The organism is Ruegeria sp. CDSB114 (assembly GCF_059611025.1).
Genome location: NZ_JBXWOT010000001.1, coordinates 1,257,269 through 1,275,420 on the forward strand (window position 1 = coordinate 1,257,269; position 18,152 = coordinate 1,275,420).

Below are 18,152 nucleotides of genomic sequence, written 5' to 3' on the forward strand. Positions count from 1 at the left end.
GTGCGCCTCAAATCCTGCGGACCTTATGTGGTGGTCCGTCCTGCTTTATGCCTTTGATCCGTCGCCCTATTTTGCCTGTTTTGGGTCTGACGGTCGGAGCTTTAATCTGTCAGCGGATCACCGACCCGCATGATTTCCCACTCTAGCGTGATGCCGCTTGTTTCGTAAACCTTTTTTCGCACATCTTCGCCCAACCCTTCGAGGTCGGCAGCGGTGGCAGAGCCGGTGTTGATCAGAAAATTGGGATGCTTGGGGCTCATCTGCGCTCCGCCCCGCATCACGCCCCGCATTCCCGCGTCGTCGATCACCTTCCAGGCCTTGAGGTCATGCACATCATCTGCGCGGCCCGTCGAGGAAAACCCGGCCGGATTGCGGAAGGTCGAGCCCGCGCTGCGATCTTTGGTCGGCTGGGTCTCATCCCGCTTTTTCAACTGCGAGTCCATGCGGGCATGCAGTTCATCAGGATCATCTAGGGGGCCTTCGAACGTGGCCGAGATCAGCACCGCACCCTCAGGCAGATCCGACTGACGATAGCGAAAATTCAGTTCTTCGGGCGTCAGATCGACGACCTGCCCTTGCCGCGTGATGATCGTCGCCTTGCACAGAACATCCGCCGTATAGCTGCCATAACATCCCGCATTCATCCGCACAGCGCCGCCGATCGACCCCGGAATGGTTCGCAAAAACGTCAGGTCCACGCCCGCATCAGCTGCCTTGCGCGCCACATGCCCATCCAGCGCCGCCGCGCCTGCGGTGACAATGTTGCCCTCAATCGAGATGCCATTAAATCCCCGGCCCAACCGGATCACTACGGCGCGCAGCCCTCCGTCCCGGACGATCAGGTTCGAACCGACGCCCATCGGGAAAACCGTGATATCGTCAGGCAAGTCGCGCAGAAACTGCTGCAGGTCTTCCTGGTCGGCGGGTTGAAAAAGGTAATCCGCCGGTCCTCCGACCCGCAACCAGGTCAGATCATTCAGCGGGCGGTTCTGGGTGAGCTTGCCGCGTGGCGAGGGAACAGAAGTCATGGCCGCTAATTCGCGGATTTGAACCGCCAAAGCAAGCTGTATCCGCTATTGCGCGGCACCCAGGATCCGACGCAACCACCGGCCCAGATAAATCACGGGCCAACGCAGTACCGAGATCCCAGCAACCAGAACAATCAACCCGATCCATGGGCCGTTCTGCAGCGTGACATAGCCAACGATAGGAATACCCGCAGCAATCAAGAAATAGGCGCGGGTCCAGTGATTATCCTTGCTGGGGATCATCGCCAGCACATTCGCAACAATTCCCCACAGGGCGGCAAGGGCAATGGACCAATTCATTCGTCGTCCCCTCGGCCTGTCCAACGTTGCCAATAGTGGCGAATTGGGTTGCGGAACATGGATGCAAAAGCCGCAAAGCCCAGGACCGAAAAGAACCAGCCGAAATCGTAACCCAGCCAGACAATCAGCGCCGGCGCAACGATAACCAACACAATCCCCGGTGGAAATTGCAGGCGCATCGGTAGCATGGCCACGATAGTCGACGCTATGACCCACATCCCTGCAAATAATACCGAGTACGCCAAATCTTGCCTCCGAGACCGCTTTTTCTGCGGTTGCACGATCACTCTTTAGGGTTGCACCGCAAAAGAGTCCATTACGTCACATCGCCTGTTATTTCTGCAAGCGCGAAGGCAGGCCATTGGCCCAGGCGCTGATCGTACCGGCACCAAGGCAGACAACCATGTCTCCGGGGCGGGCCTGCTCACGAACCAGACGTTCAAGATCGGATTCGTCCATCAAAGCGCGGGCATGTCGATGCCCATGCCGGATGAGCCCCTGAACCAGGTCATCGCGGGACGCCCCTTCGATCGGGTCCTCTCCGGCAGCGAAAATATCGGCGATGGCAACAACGTCGGCGTCATTGAAACAGGTACAGAAATCATCGAACAGATTAGACAAACGCGAATACCTGTGGGGTTGATGGACCGCGATCACACGGCCTTCGGTGGCCTGGCGTGCGGCTTTCAGAACCGCTGCGATTTCAACCGGGTGGTGACCGTAATCGTCGATGATTGTGACGCCATCGACCTCACCCACTTTGGTAAAGCGACGATTGACGCCACCGAAATTAGCCAACGCTTCGCGGATTTCGGCGGCTTTCATGCCCAGATGGCGGGCAACAGCAACCGCAGACAACGCGTTCGAGACGTTGTGGTCGCCGGGCATCGGCAGGGTGCAGCCCTCGATCCTCTTGTCTTCGTATTGCAGGTGAATGTCGAAATGTGCGACGCCGCCCTTATAGGTCAGGTTCTCGGCCCGCACATCCGCCTGCGCGTTGAAACCATAGGTCCGCACGCGCCGGTCTGTGATGCGACCCACCAGTGTTTGCACTTCGGCGTGGTCGGTGCAGCAGACGGCAAGCCCGTAAAACGGCAGGTTCGAGACAAATTCGTAGAACCCGTCGCGCAGCTGGTCGAAATCACCCCAATGCTCCATATGCTCGGGGTCGATATTGGTGACAATGGCAATGGTCGCGGGCAGCCGGTTGAACGAGCCGTCGGATTCGTCCGCCTCGACCACCATCCATTCGCCCTGCCCCATCCGCGCATTCGAGCCATAAGCGTGAATGATACCGCCATTGATCACGGTCGGGTCAAATTCCCCTGCCACCATCAGTTCAGCCATCATCGTGGTGGTGGTGGTCTTGCCGTGGGTTCCGGCAATGGCAATGTTGGATTTCAGGCGCATCAACTCGGCCAGCATGTCGGCCCGACGCACCACTGGCAGGCCGCGCGCACGGGCACCGTCCAGCTCCGGGTTGCCCGGTTTGATCGCGGTCGACACCACAACCACGGCGGCGTTCTCAAGGTTTTCAGCACTTTGACCGACAAAGATCTCGGCGCCCAGACCAGCAAGGCGGTCGGTGATTTTTGACGCTTTCAGGTCCGAGCCCTGCACCCGGTAGCCCAGGTTCAACAGCACCTCGGCAATGCCTGACATCCCGATCCCGCCAATCCCCACAAAATGGATCGGCCCGACATCCTGCGGCAGTTTGGTTGCTGGGGTCATGCGGTCTCCTTCTGCGCCAACTGTTCGACCTGGGCGACCAAACGCTCGGTCGCGTCCGGTGCGCCGGTCGATAGGGCGGCATGGGCCATCTTTTGTGCGGCTTCAGGGTTTGTCAGAACTGCGGTGATTTGCTGCGTCAGCGAAGGAACGTCAAGCAGGTTCTCGGGGATCATGATTGCCCCTCCGGCCTGAACCAGCCCGCGTGCATTGGCGGTCTGATGATCGCCCGCGGCGGCGGCATACGGGATCAGGATCGAGGGCCGCCCGATGACGGATATATCCGCCACACTTGACGCACCTGAGCGTGATATCACCAGCTGCGCATCGGACATACGACGGGGCACATCCTGAAAGAACGGTTTCACTTCGGCACGGATACCGTGGTCGTCATAAAACGCGGAAACACGGGCACCGTCTTCGTCGCGGGCCTGATGCGCGACACGAATATGGCGGCGCATCTCATCAGGCAGCGCGGCAATCGCTTCGGGCACAATCTGACTAAGGATGCGCGCCCCTTGCGAGCCACCCATCACCAGGATCGACATCGGGTAATCACCTGGTGGGATATAGCCCGCCGCAGCCCGGTCCAGCACAGCGGCCCGAACCGGGTTGCCAGTATGTATGCCCTTTGCACCGTCCGGCAGATCAGTCGGCCAGACACCGCAAGCCACCTGCGCCACGCGAGTCGCAAACAGCTGATTCACACGGCCCAAAACGCCATTCTGTTCATGGATCATGCGCGGGATCTTCGACATCGTCGCAGCGCCCAGCGCCGGGATTGAGGGATAGCCGCCAAAGCCGACCACGACGTCCGGTCGGTCGCGCAACATCTGAAACGCCATACCGGCGACACCACCTGCGATCTTGGGACCGACCATCAGTTTGGCGGGCAGTCCGCCACGGGCGAATGTGGCCGAGGACGCCTCGACAATTTCAGTCGAATGCGGAAAGCCACCCGTATATCGTGCGCCGCGCGTATCGGTGGACAAGCGCACACGCCAGCCCCTGTGCAGCATCGCCTCGGCCAGCGCCTGAGCCGGGAACATGTGGCCCCCGGTCCCGCCAGCCGCAATCAGAAGGTAGGGTTTGCCCATCAGCCTCGTCCGCGTAGAATATCACCAAGTTCGCCCTGAGGGCGGGTGCGGGTAAACGCCAGAAGCATGCCGATTGCAATACCACCTGCAATCAGCGAGGACCCACCATAGCTGACGAACGGCAAAGTCATGCCTTTGGCAGGCAAAAGGCGCACGGCGACGCCCATATTGATCATCGCCTGAACCCCGAACATGCAGGCCAGACCGGTACCCGCCAGACGGATGAACATGTCGCGCTCGCGCATCAGCCGCAGCAATGACCGCACGACGATCAGGGAATACAGCGCGATGATGATCAGCACCAGGATCAGGCCATATTCCTCGGCCGCGACAGCGATGATGAAATCCGTATGGGCATCGGGCAGCGACCATTTCACCTGCCCTTCACCCACGCCGACACCGAAAAGCCCGCCCTCGCGGATCGCATTGGTGGCATAGCCCAGCTGAGTGGTCGGATCGACCTCTTGGTTCAGGAACCCGTCAATGCGTCGGGCGAAATGTTCCGAGTTGGAATAGGCGAACATACCGCCAAGCACGACAAACCCCGCCATACCAACCAGCAACAACATCGGCGCACCGGCAACGAAATACATCACGCCCCAGCCAAACAGGATCAGGCAGGCCTGACCAAAATCGGGCTGCATAACCAACATGGCGACAATCGCCATGCACAGCGCAAAAGACCATAGCCGACCGGGCGGGCCGTTGATCTGTTGTGACGCGGCCAGCAACCAGGCCGCCACAACGATAAACCCGGGTTTCAGAAATTCAGACGGCTGCAGCGAGGCAAAGCCAAGCGAATACCAGCGCACCGCACCTTTGCCAAAATCTGTGCCAAAGACGGGAAGGAAGACCAGCGCGACAAAAGCAGCAAGAAACCCCAACACCGCCAGACGTCGAACCAGTGTGGGCGACATCATCGAGGTCAGCAGCATCGCAACAAGCGCCAATCCGCCGAACAGCGCCTGGCGTTCGACGTAATGGAACGGGTCGAACCCGTTGCGACCAGCCAGCGGCGGCGATGAGGCCAGCCCCAGCAACAGCCCGATGACAAACAGGATCAGTACGCAGGACATCGTCCAACGATCAATCGTCCGCCACCACTTTGGTAGAATCGGTTCTCCGCGCTGGTCCTGAACCGCGCCATACACCATCTCAGTCATGAGATACCGCCACTATCTGCCTCGTCAACGCCCCGTTTTCGGGGTCTACGAGCGAGTCTACAGGGGTTTTAGTGTTTGGGCTAGTGGAATGACGCCGCAACAGAGGGAAATTGGCGCCTTCAAGCCAGTGATCCGCTTCAGGGCTTCCCGTCCCGGGCGTTCGGAACACCTAGGGAACAAGATCGTAGTGCTTTATCCTCCTGGATTCGACCAATTCAGCCTTTTTTCCCAGTTGAACTGTGACTTGGGAAATGCGCGTGATCACTGAACCGCCCTCCTGTGCAGTGCGTCATATTGAGCTTCCTTGTCGGGCGTATTCTGGCACATGGTATTCCGGCCAATATCACAAATGTTCCAACTGCCAATTTCATTCCATTTTCCCAAACCAATCAGAGGACGGATCCACAGTCACGGACGGACGATTGCAGCGCGTGTTTACGTCTCCCCCTTGCCATCCCAGCCATTCCACGCCATCCCCCGCGCATGACTTATGATACGATCATCCTGGGCGCCGGTGCTGCTGGCTTGATGTGTGCCGCCCATTGCGTTGGGCGCGTTCTGGTGATCGACCACGCGAAGGCGCCGGGTGAGAAAATCCGCATCTCGGGCGGCGGGCGGTGTAATTTCACCAATATGTACGCGGGGCCGGGCAACTTCCTGTCTCAGAACCCGCATTTCTGTAAGTCCGCATTGGCGCGCTACACGCAGTGGGATTTCATTGAAATGGTCGGGCGTCATGACATCGCTTGGCACGAGAAAACACTGGGACAGCTGTTCTGCGACGGTTCCTCGAAACAGATCATCCAAATGTTGCTGGATGAAATAGAGCGCGCCGGGGCCGAGCTGTGGGTAAGGACCGAGATGAAGGACCTGTGCAAAACCGACACTGGTTTCGCGCTGACGGTTGAACGCGAGGGACAGCGTCATGCCCTGACCTGCACCAATCTGGTTCTGGCCACGGGTGGCAAGTCGATCCCTAAAATGGGGGCGACGGGTCTGGCTTATGACATCGCACACCAGTTTGGATTGCGGATGACCGAGACACGCGCGGCTCTGGTGCCGTTCACCTTTACCGACGGCAGATTCAAGGACCTGTCCGGTGTCTCGCTGCCGACGCGGCTGTCGAACGACCGGACCAGCTTTGACGAGGCTTTGCTTTTCACCCATCGCGGCCTCAGCGGACCAGCTGCGCTGCAACTATCCTCATACTGGCGCGAGGGTGAGGCGATCCGGGTCAACCTGATCCAGGATATGCCACTGTTCGACCTGCTGCGAGATCAGCGCCAAAACAGCGGACGCAAAGCCCTGACTACTGAACTTTCCCGGCAGTTACCCGCGCGATTGGTCGATTTCCTGAGCCAACACATTCCCATGCAAGGCAATTTGGCCGACCAATCGGACACCGCCCTTTCGGACCTGGTCGAGGCCCTGTCGAACTGGCATCTGACCCCGTCCGGGACCGAAGGCTATCGCACCGCCGAGGTCACGCTGGGCGGCATCGACACCGATGATCTGTCGTCAAAAACGATGGAGGCCAGGGATGTCCCCGGCCTCTATGCGATAGGTGAAGCGGTGGATGTCACCGGTTGGCTGGGCGGGTACAATTTCCAATGGGCATGGTCCTCAGGCCATGCCGCTGGAACTGCAATCGCCAGTCGTGGTTAGCCGACACGGTATTTGCGCGGCACTAGCCGACGACGTTGTACCCACGGCCACGCATGCAGTTACGCACCAACACTTCTTTGTTCTGGTTCTTGTTGATCACATCCGCACCGGCGCCAACCAACGCACCTGCAACTGCAGCACGGCCCAGATTATCGCTGCTGTCCTGTACGATCCCGGTCACTGCGGCTGCGCCAACGGCGCCGATGGCTGCATTCCCGGCCGTGGTGCCATCAACAGATGCCTGCGATGCCGCAAGCTGTTGGCACTGCTGCAGATCAACGTTGTAATTAGGGCCAACCGGACCATCGATGATCGGCTGGTAGTTTGCGCCAGTGTTGGTGCAGGCACCCGCAATCAGAATGGCAGGCAGGATCAGGGAAAACTTACGATATGGCATAGTCATAACCTCGTGTTGAATTTGACGGGTAGCAAAACCAAAAAATATGGCGCGTCAAGCTGATAGCATCTCAGCTTGGCCCAACCGGCGATCTATTGCAAATGGCGTGTCCTAAAGCCGTTTACGAACCTGTTCTGCAAAATCCTCACCGCGTTGTTCGAAATTGTCATATTGATCAAAACTGGCTGCGGCAGGGGCCAGCAAAATCGTCTCGCCCGACTGCGCGTCGTTCATTGCCTGTTCAACGGCTTCTGCCATTGTGGTGCAAACCAGGGTATCTGCATGTAACTGCATTGCAAATCCGGCAGCTTCGCGCCCGATCACATAAGCCTTGAGCACATGTTCACTGGCTGAGTTGAGTGCAGACAACCCGCCCTCTTTCTCAAGCCCGCCACAGATCCAGCGGACCTTCTTGAACGCGTTCAACGCCTTTACTGCGCTGTCGACATTGGTCGCCTTTGAATCGTTTACATAGGTGACCCCATCCGCTTCGGCGATGATCTGACTGCGATGCGGCAGGCCCGGATAGCTGTGCAACGCATCCTGAATGATCCGAGGGGCCAACCCCAACGCGCGGCACGTGGCGTAGGCGGCACAGGCATTCTGGTGATTATGTGCACCGGGCAGACCTTTGATCTCGCGCAGGTCAATCGACCCCGCCTGTCGCCCCTTGCGATATTCCGACAGGAACCCTTTGCGCGCGAATACCTGCCATCCGGGTCCGGTCAACTTGCGGGCAACCGAGATACGGATCACCCGGTCATCCGTTGGCGCTTCGGCCAGTTGACCGGCCAGAAAGGCGCCTTCGTCCTCATCCACACCGATCACGGCCCGGTCAGGGCCACCTTCGGCAAACAGACGGCGCTTGGCGGCGAAATAGCCCCCCGTGCCGCCGTGACGATCCAGATGATCCGGCGAAAGGTTGGTGAAAACGGCCACATCAGGTGTCAGCGACCGCGCAAGCTCTGTCTGATAGCTCGACAACTCCAACACCACGACCGAGCCATTGCCCCCTGGATCAATGTCCAAAACGCCTCGGCCGATATTCCCCGCCAGCTGCGCCTCACGGCCAGCTTCGGTCAGGATATGATGGATAAGGGCGGCGGTGGTCGATTTCCCGTTCGACCCGGTCACCGCAACCACGCGGGGCGGAGTATCGAGATTGTCCCATTCCGGCCCGGCAAATGAGCGGAAAAACAAACCGATATCGTTATCCACCGGTACCCCGGCCTCAAGCGCGGCCGCCACCACAGGGTTCGGCGATGGGTAGAGATGGGGTATCCCGGGCGAGACAATCAGACAGGCAACCTCATCAAACGCCCCCTGGCGCCCCAGATCCTGACATGTGAACCCTTCGGCTTCGGCCGCCGCACGTGCAGCCGGGTTGTCATCCCAGCAGACGGGTTCTGCCTTACCGGCCCGTAAGGCGCGCGCCGTGGTCAGGCCAGACCGACCCAGCCCCAGAACCGCAACTTTCTGTCTTGAAAACCCTTTGACCGGGATCATATTTCCCACCTTCTTTCGACTTCAAATGCGCCGACACACTGCACAGATGAACCTGCCATTGGCAAGATCGACAGCAGGTTCGTGCGCAGCGCGAGCCCGGCCCAACAGGAGGCGGCGGGCCGGCTGTCCTCCGAACCTAGCGGGAGCCTACCGGACCTTCAGCGTCGCAAGCCCAATCATCGCCAGGATCAGAGAGATGATCCAGAAACGGATCACGATTGTGGGCTCTGCCCAGCCCTTTTTCTCATAGTGATGATGGATCGGTGCCATCAGGAACACGCGGCGTCCTGTGCGTTTGAAATACAGCACTTGGATGATCACGCTCAGCGCTTCGACCACGAACAGACCTCCGACGACAGCCAACACCAATTCGTGTTTGGTGGCCACCGCAATCGCTCCCAAAGCGCCGCCCAAGGCAAGCGATCCAGTATCGCCCATGAACACGGCAGCAGGCGGCGCGTTGTACCATAGAAACCCAAGGCCAGCACCGAACAGGGCCGAAGTGAAAATGAAGATTTCGCCGGTTCCGGGCACGTAATGCACATCCAGATACTCGGTAAAGTCGACCCGGCCCACCGCATAGGCGATAATCCCCAAGGTCGATGCGGCGATCATTGCGGGCATGATCGCCAGCCCGTCCAGCCCGTCTGTCAGGTTCACCGCATTTGCTGACCCAACGATCACGACGATCGCGAAGGGAATGTAGAATATCCCCAGATTGAGCAGCGTGTCTTTGAATACCGGCACAGCAAGCTGATTCTGCAGCGCCTCAGGGTGGTGCATCGTGGCCCAAATAGACGCCAGAACCGCGATAATCACCCCAAGTCCCAACCGCATTTTCCCCGAAACACCTTTGGTGTTTTGCTTGGATACTTTGGCATAGTCATCTGCAAACCCAATGGCGGCATAGGCCAGCGTCACGAATAAGACCATCCAGACATAAGGGTTATCCCACCGTGCCCAAACCAGTGTCGATGTGACAAGCGCGCCCACGATCAGCAAGCCGCCCATGGTCGGCGTGCCCGCCTTGGAAAAGTGTCCCTCGGGGCCATCATCCCGGATCGGTTGCCCTTTGCCCTGCTTGCGGCGCAGAACATTGATCAGCGGTTTGCCAAAGATAAACCCGAAAATCAGCGCTGTCATAAAGGCACCGCCCGCCCGGAACGTGATGTACCGGAAGAGATTGAAAAAATCCCCTCCGTCCGACAGGCCGGTCAACCAATAGAGCATATCAATACCTTTCCCGTGCGGCGATCATGGCTCAAGCGCGTCCCCTTGCCCCATTTCCCGCAAACCGTCAACAATTCGCGCCAGCGCCATGCTGAGTGATCCTTTGGCCAGAACAGTGTCGCCTGCGCAGATCAGCTCTGGCAGCCGTTCAGCCATCTCAACGCTGGTCTCAAACCAAAGTCCGCGCTTTTCCGCTGGCAACGCATCGTAAAGCGCTTTCATAAGCGGGCCAATGCAGTGAACCTGATCCATCTGCGTCATAGCCGCGACATTCGCCATCGCTGCATGCATGGGGATCTCTTGCGCGCCCAGCTCTTTCATATCACCCAGAAACGCGATCCGGCGCCTGCCCTGTGAGGCGGCCAAAACTTCCAAGGCAGCCTCCATCGAAGTTGGATTGGCGTTATAGCTGTCGTCCAGCAATTCGACCTGACCACCATCCGCCAGTGAAATCTGCTCGCGAACGCCGCGACCTTTTACCGGCAACCAGTTGCCCAAGCCTGCGATGGCTTCGTTCAGGTCGACACCAAGTTCAACGCAGGCCGCCAATGCCCCAAGTGCATTCATGACAAAATGAGTGCCTGCTGATTGCACATCAAAGGAGATGGCTTTTCCGTCGACCCTGGCCGTTGCATGGACCGAGTCCGGTTTCTGCGCAACATCGGTCAGCACGTAATCTGACGCAGCGCGCCCAAAATCGACGATCCCTGCTCCGGCCTCATCTGCGTATTGGCGCAGGATGTCGGCGTGTTCGATATCCGCATTCACGATGGCCGCACCGCCCGGGACCAACCCTTCGAATATCGCGGCTTTCTCTTTCGCTATACCTGCGACGGACTCGAATGCTTCCAGATGGACTGCCGCGACGGTGGTAACCAAGGCCACATGCGGGCGGGCCTGACGCGCCAGCGGAGCAATCTCTCCGGGGTGGTTCATCCCGATTTCTATCACGGCAAATTCAGTGTCGCGCGGCATCCGGGCAAGCGTCAGCGGCACACCCCAATGGTTGTTGTAACTGGCAACGCTGGCATGGGTTTTCCCCTGCGTTTCCAGAATATTGACCAGCATTTCTTTGGTCGATGTCTTGCCGACGCTGCCGGTCACGCCAATCACGCGCGCCTCTGTCCGCGCGCGGGCCGCCTGCCCCAGCGCCTCAAGCCCGGTCTGCACGTCCTCGACGATCAGTAACGGCGCGTCCGGGGAAACGCCTTCGGGTATCTGCGAGACCAGCGCCGCGCCTGCGCCCTTCTCAAGCGCTTGCGCCACAAAATCGTGGCCGTCGCGTGCCGCTTTGAGAGCAACAAACAAGTCGCCGGACTGCAGTGTCCGGGTGTCGATGGATACGCCATTGATTTGCCAATCAGCAGTGGCACGCCCACCCGTGGCCGCAGCGGCCTCGGCCGCAGTCCAGAGCGTCATGCCACCCTCCCGTCGAGGGCGGCCACGCTGATGCTGGCCTGTTCTACGTCGTCGAAAGGTAAAACCTGATCGCCCACGATCTGGCCTGTCTCGTGCCCTTTACCAGCGATCAGCAGCGCATCACCCGGTTGCAGGGCATCTATGCCGCGCAGGATGGCTTCGGCACGATCACCCACTTCGGTTGCCTCGGGCGCGCCCAGCATCACCGCAGTACGAATGGCAGCTGGGTCTTCGGTTCGGGGATTGTCGTCGGTGACAAATACCACATCAGCGTTATTGGCCGCAGCCTTGCCCATCAGCGGGCGCTTGGTCGCATCACGATCTCCGCCGGCACCGATGACGGCGATCAGCCGGCCCATAACATGAGGGCGCAAAGCCTTGAGTGCCGTGGCCACAGCATCTGGCGTATGGGCGTAATCGACAAACACAGCAGCCCCGTTTTCACGCGTCGCAGCCAGTTGCATCCGTCCCCGGACCGTCGTCAGATGCGGCAGGGTCTCGAAAACACGCGTGGGATCTTCGCCACCAGCGATCACCAGCCCACATGCCAGCAGGATGTTTTCAGCCTGGAACCCACCGATCAGGTTCAATCGGGTCTGATATACCCTACCCTGCCACGAAAACCGCAGATCCTGCCCGGTTGCATCAAAGCGCTGATTGAGCAGACACAGATCTGCATCACCCAATCCAACGGTCAGCACATTTTGCCCGCGGGTTTCAGCGATACGACGAACCTGCCCACCCTTTGGATCGCTCATGTTGACCACAACCGTGCCGTCCTGAGGCAACACGCGGTCGAAAAGTCCTGCTTTGGCGGCAAAATACGCCTCGAAGGTTTCGTGATAATCCAGATGATCCTGGGTGAAATTCGAGAAACCCGCTGCCGCCAACTGTACCCCGTCGAGGCGGCGCTGCTCGAGACCATGCGAGGATGCCTCCATCGCGGCATGTGTCACACCGTTCTCAGCCGCTTCGGCCAAACACCGATGCAGGGTGATCGGTTCGGGCGTTGTATGCGCCAAAGGGGCCGTCCATGCGCCTTCGACCCCGGTTGTGCCCAGGTTGACGGCGGCATGACCCAGTTCCATCCAGATTTGGCGGACAAAGGTCGCGACAGAGGTTTTACCATTGGTCCCCGTCACAGCCACGATGGTCTGAGGCTGCTTTCCGAACCACAGTGCTGCGCATCCTGCCAGCGCCTGCCTTGGGTCTTCAACCACCACCAGCGCGGCATCCGTCCCCGCAAGCACATCCGCTGCGACCTCGGCCCCTTCGGCATCGGTGAGGATTGCGGCGGCCCCCATGCGCAGAGCATATTGAATGAACTCTGCGCCATGGACCCGCGTTCCCGGAAGTGCCGCAAACAGATAACCGTCTTTGACCTCGCGGCTATCAACGGCCAACCCGGTAATCTCAGGGTTTGCACCCGCACGTGCGGTCAGGGCCAGTTGGCTGAGTTTCTTAGTCCTAGTGCCCATGACCCACCTTTCGCCGGACGCCTAATTCGAGGTCAGCGTTATAGCAGCGCGCGCCTCAGGCTCAAGCCGGGGGCGCAATCCCAACAAGGGCGCGACACGCCCGATCAGCTCCGCAGCCACAGGTACGGCTGTCCACCCTGCTGTACGGCGTTTTTCGCCATAGGCCACGATGGAAGGTTCATCCAGAGTGACGATCAGCACGTATTTCGGATCATAGGCCGGGAAGATCGTCGCAAAAGTGGCGATGACTTTGTCATCATAGTACCCACCGCGCGGTTTCGGTTTGTCTGCCGTACCGGTTTTACCTGCCACGTCATAGCCGACGACATCGCCAAAGCTGGCGGTGCCATCGGTGACAACCTTGCGCAGCATCTTCTGCGCCTGCGTCGCCGCCCCCAGAGACATCACGCGCGGGCCATATTGTGACCCGCTCCGGCGCAAAATGGTCGGGCTGACATAATATCCGCCATTGGCAATCGCCGCATATCCCGCCGCCAGATGCATCGGGCTGGTCGACAGGCCATGGCCATAGGAAATGGTCACGGTGCTCAGCTCGCCCCATTTTTTGGGCCTGAGCGGTTCGCCGCCTTTGGCTTCGACAATCTCAAACGGGGTCGGTTCGAACATGCCCAGCGAACGCAGGAATTCCTGTTGCCGCTGCGAACCGATCTGCAGCGCCAGACGCCCGGTCCCCCGGTTCGAGCTGTGGACGATCACATCCGCCACGCTGATCTTGCCGTAATTCTTGCCGTTGAACTCACCAATCGGAAAACGACCGATTTTCATCGGACCCGAGGTGTCGATGATCGTTTCAGAATTCACCAGACCAAGCTGAATTGCCTGCGCGGCGGTGAATATCTTGAACACCGATCCCAGCTCGTAAACGCCCTGCACATAGCGGTTGAACAAAGGGCTGTCCGATGGATCGAACCCCGACGTCGGGGGGCGCGGGCGATCATTGGGATCAAAGGATGGCAGCGACGCCGCCGAGATGACCTCGCCCGTATGCGCATCCATCAAAACGGCTGAGGCGCCTTTGGCGTTCATGATCTTCATGCCACCAAAAAGCACCTGCTCGACAGCGGCCTGTACGGTCAGATCCAGCGAGAGTTGCAGCGGCTTGTTTCCGTTGGCGGGGTCCCGCAGATAATCGTCGAATTGCTTTTCAATCCCGGCCACGCCTATCACCTCGGCAGCGCTCACGCCTTCACGCCCAAAACCTGACCCGCCAAGGATATGTGCTGCCAGCTTGCCATTCGGGTAAAGGCGCATTTCGCGGGGGCCAAACAGAATACCTGGATCACCGATGTCATGCACGGCTTGCTTCTGCTCGGGCGAGATACGCTTTTTGATCCACAGGAACTTGCGGTTGCCGGTGAAATCCTTGATCAGACGGTCTTTTTCCAAATCCGGGAAGATTGCCACCAGTTGATCCGCGGCGGCAATCGGGTCGATCATCAACGGCGGCTGGGCATAGACGGAATAGGTGTCCAGGTTGGTGGCCAGAATGCGCCCTTCGCGGTCAACAATATTGGCGCGCTGCATCGCGATTGTGGCACCGGGGGCGTTGGCCAAGGGCTCTTGCGCCTCGGATGTCGCAAGCATCCCCATCCGAACACCAACCACCGAGAAGGCGCAAAAGAAGAAAAGACCCAGCACCAGCAAACGGCCCTCGGCCCGAGCGCGGGCCCTGTCCTTCATATCTTCATGGCGCTTCTGGATGTTTTCGCGCTCGATAACCTTGGGGTTTTCACCGCGTGCGCGCGCATCCAGGACACGGGCCAGAGGGCGGAGGGGCGTGCGCGTCATGGGAACTGCACCTCTCCCAACGCCTTAATGTTGGTTATCGCCTGCAATTCGATGGGATCGACAATCGGAAGATCCGGATCCTCGGCGTAGGCAACCTGATCCGCGCGTCCGAACTGCTCTGCTCGCAAGGGCAGCAGGCCGAGACGTTCAAAATTCAGATCCGCCAGCTCTCGAAGACGATCAGGACGGTTCAAATAAGCCCATTCCGCATTCAGAACGGCCAGTCGGACCTGCGCCACGCCGATCTCTCGTTGCAGTGTTTGCGTTTTTTTCACAACTTGCTGGGTGCGGTAGTTCTCTTGATACGCCCAAAGGGCCACCCCGAACACGGCCAAGGCAGTCAACACATACAATACACTCTTCATTTTGCCCTTCCCCCTAGTTGCGGCATCCCAATGGCGCGAGCTTCAATTTCCCCCGCCGGAGCCTCGGTGCGCACAGCGACACGCAGCTTGGCTGAGCGCGAACGCGGATTTTCTTGTAATTCCTGCTCGTCCGGCCCCACTGCCTTACGGGTTTTGAGCGTAAATTGCGGCTGGTCCTGCGCAATTTCGGGCGCATAGCGATTTGCCCGACCTGTTTTGCCCGCCCGCGACTGAAAGAACCGCTTGACCATGCGGTCTTCGATCGAATGAAAAGTCACAACAGCCAGCTGCCCGCCAGGTTTCAGCGCGCGCTCAGCGGCCATCAGGCCCTGGAACAATTCTTCATATTCTGCATTTACCGCGATGCGCAGCCCCTGAAAGCTGCGTGTCGCGGGATGCGATTGTCCGGGTTTGGGCCTGGGCAGACAGGATTCGATAAGCCCCACCAACCGCAAAGTGGTTGTGATCGGCTCTTCCGCCCGCGCCTTGACAATCGCTTTGGCAATACGCCTGCTGGCGCGTTCTTCACCATAGTGAAACAGGATGTCGGCCAGCTGCGCTTCGCTTGCTGTGTTGACCAGATCAGCCGCGCTTTCGCCGTCCTGGCTCATACGCATGTCCAGCGGGCCGTCCTTCATAAAGGAAAAGCCACGCTCGGCCAAATCCAGCTGCATGGAGGAAACCCCAAGGTCCAGCACCACCCCGTCCAAGTCCTGCGCGTATTCGTCCAGACGCGAAAAGACGCCGGGCTGCATCACCAGCCGATCGCCATAGCCCTTGGCCCAGTCCGCGGCCATTTCAAAGGCCAGCGGATCACGATCAACGCCGACGACCTTGTCCGCGCCTGCCTCGAGCAGGCCACGGGTATATCCCCCGGCACCAAAGGTTCCGTCCAACCAAACACCCGACACCGGAGAGACCGCAGCCAGCAAAGGGCGCAATAATACCGGAATATGTGGTTTGCCAGAAGAGGGTTGCGCACCGGCCATGCCGTCACGCGTCCCCGACGCCATCTAGGAACACCAGAGGGTCAAAATCTTCGGGCTGATCATCCAGCCATTCTTCGGCCGCCGCCAATTCATCAGACTCGTAGGTTTCAGGCTTCCAGATCTGGAACGTGTCGCCAGCGGCAATAAAGAAGGCTTCACCCTCTAAGTCAATCTTGCTGCGCAGCTTGGCGGGTAGAACCAGACGCCCGGTCTCATCCACGTTTGTCGGAAAGGATTGTCCGTGGAACATGCGCTGCAGTGTCTTCCGCTGCATTGAACCCCGTGGAAGCGCATCAATCTTGGCGTCAACTTCGTCAATCGCCTGCATGGTATAGCATTCAAGGAATTTGCGCCGGTGGTCGCCATAAACAATTACAAGTTCGGGATTGTCACCGGGCTGCCAGTTGGGGTCAGAAGCCTCAAGCACACGGCGAAACGAGGCCGGGATCGAGACCCTGCCCTTCGTGTCCACCTTATGGTGGCTTTCACCTCTAAACCTGCGCGCCAAGACGACTGTCCCTTTCGCTTGCGCCCCACTTGAAATTCTCACTCCCCCCAGAATTAAAACGGCGGGTTGATCTGCTGCCACTGATCAACCCGCCGCATTGACCCGCTTTGCGGGATGTCCAGCTGCGCGCGCCACCTGGGGGGATGTCTGCTCGCCCGCGCGCCGGATCTCTTGATTGATGAAAGCGAGATGCCTGTATGAAACCTGATTTTATTGGTTCGGGGTCGTTTAGCGCCCCATGTGCCTCGTCCTCATCGGATAACCAAGGGATGGCATGGGAATTCATGGAAATCAATAGAAAATTTCTCACACTCACGTCCCAACTCACAATGTACTCGATAAGAAAATGAATGGAAACTCTATTTACACACCAGAATTAGAATACAGCCACCTCAATGCAACCATATATAGACAAATCAGAGAAATTATAAGCGTCCCATGAATTCCCAACATTTCTTCACTTTCATCGATTCCCTGTAGATAGAGCCAGCAAATCCTCCATTCCAAACTACGAATCAACAAAGGTGGCTGGGTTCCCACGCACTCCCAAGTTACTAAAAACCACCTGAACCCACGATTTCCCATATACGCACGACCACAGCCATTCAGCTTCTTCGATAACCGTACCGAAGCAATCGGACCTCACGTCACGATCCTATGGTTTTCAGTGGAACCGCATTAGAAGCGACACCCTTGGCGCAACTCAAACCCATATTTTTAAGGCATATTCGATTGCCAACATTCAACTCTTTGATATCCATGCATTTGCTGCATAGCAGCATTGACGACGTCAACTATTGTGCAATCGCAGCATTTGCTTATTTTCATCCTCAAGCAAACGCCGAAACACTTCGGCACCAACATACGAAACGGGTTACGCAGATGGGTGTAGCAACACAACAAACCGCTCTGAGAAGCGCTCCGGCATTCGGCCTGGCTTCGATGATCGAAACCGCAAAGACCCGGTTTGCACGCTATCGGGCCTACCGCCAGACGGTTAACGAACTGTCCGAGCTGTCCGATCGCGAGTTGGCCGACCTGGGCCTGCACCGCTCAATGATCCGTCGGCTGGCAATGCAGGCCGCAGAAGAACAATTCGCGCGTTAAGCGCACAGCAATACAGAGATCAGACCCTACTCCTCCCTTGGGTCTGTAATCTGCGGCAACGTCTCTCCTCCTCCCTGACGTTGCCGCCTTTTATACCGGCCCTGAACGCCGGAAGCAGATACATCGGGGCTCTCCTCCTCCCTGCCCTGATGTTGAAAGTACGCGGCGACGTCTCTCCTCCTCCCTGACGTCGCCGCGTCTTCCTCATACCGGGATCAAACCCGGGTTAGGATACATCGGGGCTCTCCTCCTCCCTGCCTTGGTGTTCAAAAGAACGGCGGTTTCCTTCCTCCTCCCTGGGAACCGCCGTTTTTCGTTTCCCCCAAAGAAAATGGCGCCCACACAGGCGCCTTTCAAAACATT

The 18,152-nt window shown here is 58.6% G+C and carries 17 protein-coding genes; 2 read left to right on the forward strand and 15 right to left on the reverse strand.

From position 1 onward, the window contains the following. Positions 1–101 precede the first annotated feature (101 nt). The 6 genes from murB to ftsW all read right to left on the reverse strand — a co-directional run bounded on the left by murB (position 102) and on the right by ftsW (position 5,316). Positions 102–1,028 carry a UDP-N-acetylmuramate dehydrogenase gene (gene murB / locus AC2FIP_RS06210; RefSeq protein WP_496690897.1) on the reverse strand — a complete coding sequence of 309 codons (927 nt, stop codon included), beginning with the start codon at positions 1,026–1,028 and terminating at the stop codon, positions 102–104. Positions 1,029–1,073: 45 nt separating this feature from the next. Then, the gene (locus AC2FIP_RS06215; RefSeq protein ID WP_496694819.1) at positions 1,074–1,328 is read right to left on the reverse strand and encodes a DUF2484 family protein; all 255 of its coding nucleotides are present in this window, start codon (positions 1,326–1,328) and stop codon (positions 1,074–1,076) included. Then, complete coding sequence (locus AC2FIP_RS06220; RefSeq protein WP_496694818.1) at positions 1,325–1,573, reverse strand: DUF2484 family protein; 249 nt, start codon at positions 1,571–1,573, stop codon at positions 1,325–1,327. The genes AC2FIP_RS06215 and AC2FIP_RS06220 overlap by 4 nt, the downstream gene beginning before the upstream one ends. Before the next feature lie 88 nt (positions 1,574–1,661). Beyond that, positions 1,662–3,059: a UDP-N-acetylmuramate--L-alanine ligase gene (gene murC, locus AC2FIP_RS06225; protein WP_282021454.1), complete on the reverse strand. Its 1,398-nt coding sequence runs from the start codon at positions 3,057–3,059 to the stop codon at positions 1,662–1,664. Further along, the gene (locus AC2FIP_RS06230) at positions 3,056–4,153 is read right to left on the reverse strand and encodes a UDP-N-acetylglucosamine--N-acetylmuramyl-(pentapeptide) pyrophosphoryl-undecaprenol N-acetylglucosamine transferase (protein WP_496706537.1); all 1,098 of its coding nucleotides are present in this window, start codon (positions 4,151–4,153) and stop codon (positions 3,056–3,058) included. Before AC2FIP_RS06230 ends, murC begins: the two co-directional genes overlap by 4 nt. Continuing rightward, positions 4,153–5,316, reverse strand: a complete 1,164-nt coding sequence (gene ftsW / locus AC2FIP_RS06235; RefSeq protein ID WP_142635039.1) for a putative lipid II flippase FtsW — start codon at positions 5,314–5,316, stop codon at positions 4,153–4,155. Before ftsW ends, AC2FIP_RS06230 begins: the two co-directional genes overlap by 1 nt. Positions 5,317–5,799: 483 nt before the next feature. Here ftsW and AC2FIP_RS06240 point away from each other — a divergent pair, with 483 nt between their 5' ends. Next, positions 5,800–6,981, forward strand: a complete 1,182-nt coding sequence (locus AC2FIP_RS06240) for a BaiN/RdsA family NAD(P)/FAD-dependent oxidoreductase (protein ID WP_496690899.1) — start codon at positions 5,800–5,802, stop codon at positions 6,979–6,981. 22 nt (positions 6,982–7,003) lie between these two features. Here AC2FIP_RS06240 and AC2FIP_RS06245 read toward each other — a convergent pair whose 3' ends face one another. The 9 genes from AC2FIP_RS06245 to mraZ all read right to left on the reverse strand — a co-directional run bounded on the left by AC2FIP_RS06245 (position 7,004) and on the right by mraZ (position 16,682). After that, a complete protein-coding gene (locus AC2FIP_RS06245; RefSeq protein WP_246097157.1) occupies positions 7,004–7,378 on the reverse strand; it encodes a glycine zipper family protein in 375 nt (124 codons plus the stop codon). Positions 7,379–7,489: 111 nt separating this feature from the next. After that, positions 7,490–8,884, reverse strand: coding sequence for a UDP-N-acetylmuramoyl-L-alanine--D-glutamate ligase (murD, locus tag AC2FIP_RS06250; RefSeq protein WP_496785572.1), 1,395 nt, complete (start codon positions 8,882–8,884; stop codon positions 7,490–7,492). A 147-nt stretch (positions 8,885–9,031) separates the two neighbouring features. Further along, positions 9,032–10,114, reverse strand: a complete 1,083-nt coding sequence (gene mraY / locus AC2FIP_RS06255) for a phospho-N-acetylmuramoyl-pentapeptide-transferase (protein ID WP_142635045.1) — start codon at positions 10,112–10,114, stop codon at positions 9,032–9,034. Positions 10,115–10,138: 24 nt separating this feature from the next. Beyond that, entirely contained in the window at positions 10,139–11,533 is a 1,395-nt protein-coding gene (locus tag AC2FIP_RS06260; protein ID WP_496785574.1) for a UDP-N-acetylmuramoyl-tripeptide--D-alanyl-D-alanine ligase, read from the reverse strand. Continuing rightward, positions 11,530–13,011 (reverse strand): UDP-N-acetylmuramoyl-L-alanyl-D-glutamate--2,6-diaminopimelate ligase, encoded by a 1,482-nt coding sequence (locus AC2FIP_RS06265; RefSeq protein WP_496785578.1) that lies wholly within the window; start codon positions 13,009–13,011, stop codon positions 11,530–11,532. Before AC2FIP_RS06265 ends, AC2FIP_RS06260 begins: the two co-directional genes overlap by 4 nt. A 21-nt stretch (positions 13,012–13,032) precedes the next feature. Then, positions 13,033–14,820 (reverse strand): peptidoglycan D,D-transpeptidase FtsI family protein, encoded by a 1,788-nt coding sequence (locus AC2FIP_RS06270; protein ID WP_496785580.1) that lies wholly within the window; start codon positions 14,818–14,820, stop codon positions 13,033–13,035. Continuing rightward, on the reverse strand, positions 14,817–15,185 hold the full coding sequence (ftsL, locus tag AC2FIP_RS06275) for a cell division protein FtsL (protein WP_496702076.1): 369 nt from the start codon (positions 15,183–15,185) through the stop codon (positions 14,817–14,819). The genes AC2FIP_RS06270 and ftsL overlap by 4 nt, the downstream gene beginning before the upstream one ends. Continuing rightward, positions 15,182–16,174, reverse strand: a complete 993-nt coding sequence (rsmH, locus tag AC2FIP_RS06280; RefSeq protein WP_496785808.1) for a 16S rRNA (cytosine(1402)-N(4))-methyltransferase RsmH — start codon at positions 16,172–16,174, stop codon at positions 15,182–15,184. The genes ftsL and rsmH overlap by 4 nt, the downstream gene beginning before the upstream one ends. Before the next feature lie 4 nt (positions 16,175–16,178). After that, positions 16,179–16,682 carry a division/cell wall cluster transcriptional repressor MraZ gene (gene mraZ, locus AC2FIP_RS06285; protein WP_142635055.1) on the reverse strand — a complete coding sequence of 168 codons (504 nt, stop codon included), beginning with the start codon at positions 16,680–16,682 and terminating at the stop codon, positions 16,179–16,181. A gap of 882 nt (positions 16,683–17,564) precedes the next feature. Here mraZ and AC2FIP_RS06290 point away from each other — a divergent pair. Next, the gene (locus tag AC2FIP_RS06290; RefSeq protein WP_142635057.1) at positions 17,565–17,789 is read left to right on the forward strand and encodes a DUF1127 domain-containing protein; all 225 of its coding nucleotides are present in this window, start codon (positions 17,565–17,567) and stop codon (positions 17,787–17,789) included. The last annotated feature ends 363 nt before the right edge of the window (positions 17,790–18,152 follow it).

Coding starts and splice junctions, on each gene's coding strand:
- murB (WP_496690897.1), bottom strand. CDS start 1,028: ATGACTTCTGTTCCCTCGCCACGCGGCAAGCTCACCCAGAACCGCCCG.
- AC2FIP_RS06215 (WP_496694819.1), bottom strand. CDS start 1,328: ATGAATTGGTCCATTGCCCTTGCCGCCCTGTGGGGAATTGTTGCGAAT.
- murC (WP_282021454.1), bottom strand. CDS start 3,059: ATGACCCCAGCAACCAAACTGCCGCAGGATGTCGGGCCGATCCATTTT.
- AC2FIP_RS06230 (WP_496706537.1), bottom strand. CDS start 4,153: ATGGGCAAACCCTACCTTCTGATTGCGGCTGGCGGGACCGGGGGCCAC.
- ftsW (WP_142635039.1), bottom strand. CDS start 5,316: ATGACTGAGATGGTGTATGGCGCGGTTCAGGACCAGCGCGGAGAACCG.
- AC2FIP_RS06240 (WP_496690899.1), top strand. CDS start 5,800: ATGACTTATGATACGATCATCCTGGGCGCCGGTGCTGCTGGCTTGATG.
- AC2FIP_RS06245 (WP_246097157.1), bottom strand. CDS start 7,378: ATGCCATATCGTAAGTTTTCCCTGATCCTGCCTGCCATTCTGATTGCG.
- murD (WP_496785572.1), bottom strand. CDS start 8,884: ATGATCCCGGTCAAAGGGTTTTCAAGACAGAAAGTTGCGGTTCTGGGG.
- mraY (WP_142635045.1), bottom strand. CDS start 10,114: ATGCTCTATTGGTTGACCGGCCTGTCGGACGGAGGGGATTTTTTCAAT.
- AC2FIP_RS06260 (WP_496785574.1), bottom strand. CDS start 11,533: ATGACGCTCTGGACTGCGGCCGAGGCCGCTGCGGCCACGGGTGGGCGT.
- AC2FIP_RS06265 (WP_496785578.1), bottom strand. CDS start 13,011: ATGGGCACTAGGACTAAGAAACTCAGCCAACTGGCCCTGACCGCACGT.
- AC2FIP_RS06270 (WP_496785580.1), bottom strand. CDS start 14,820: ATGACGCGCACGCCCCTCCGCCCTCTGGCCCGTGTCCTGGATGCGCGC.
- ftsL (WP_496702076.1), bottom strand. CDS start 15,185: ATGAAGAGTGTATTGTATGTGTTGACTGCCTTGGCCGTGTTCGGGGTG.
- rsmH (WP_496785808.1), bottom strand. CDS start 16,174: ATGGCCGGTGCGCAACCCTCTTCTGGCAAACCACATATTCCGGTATTA.
- AC2FIP_RS06290 (WP_142635057.1), top strand. CDS start 17,565: ATGGGTGTAGCAACACAACAAACCGCTCTGAGAAGCGCTCCGGCATTC.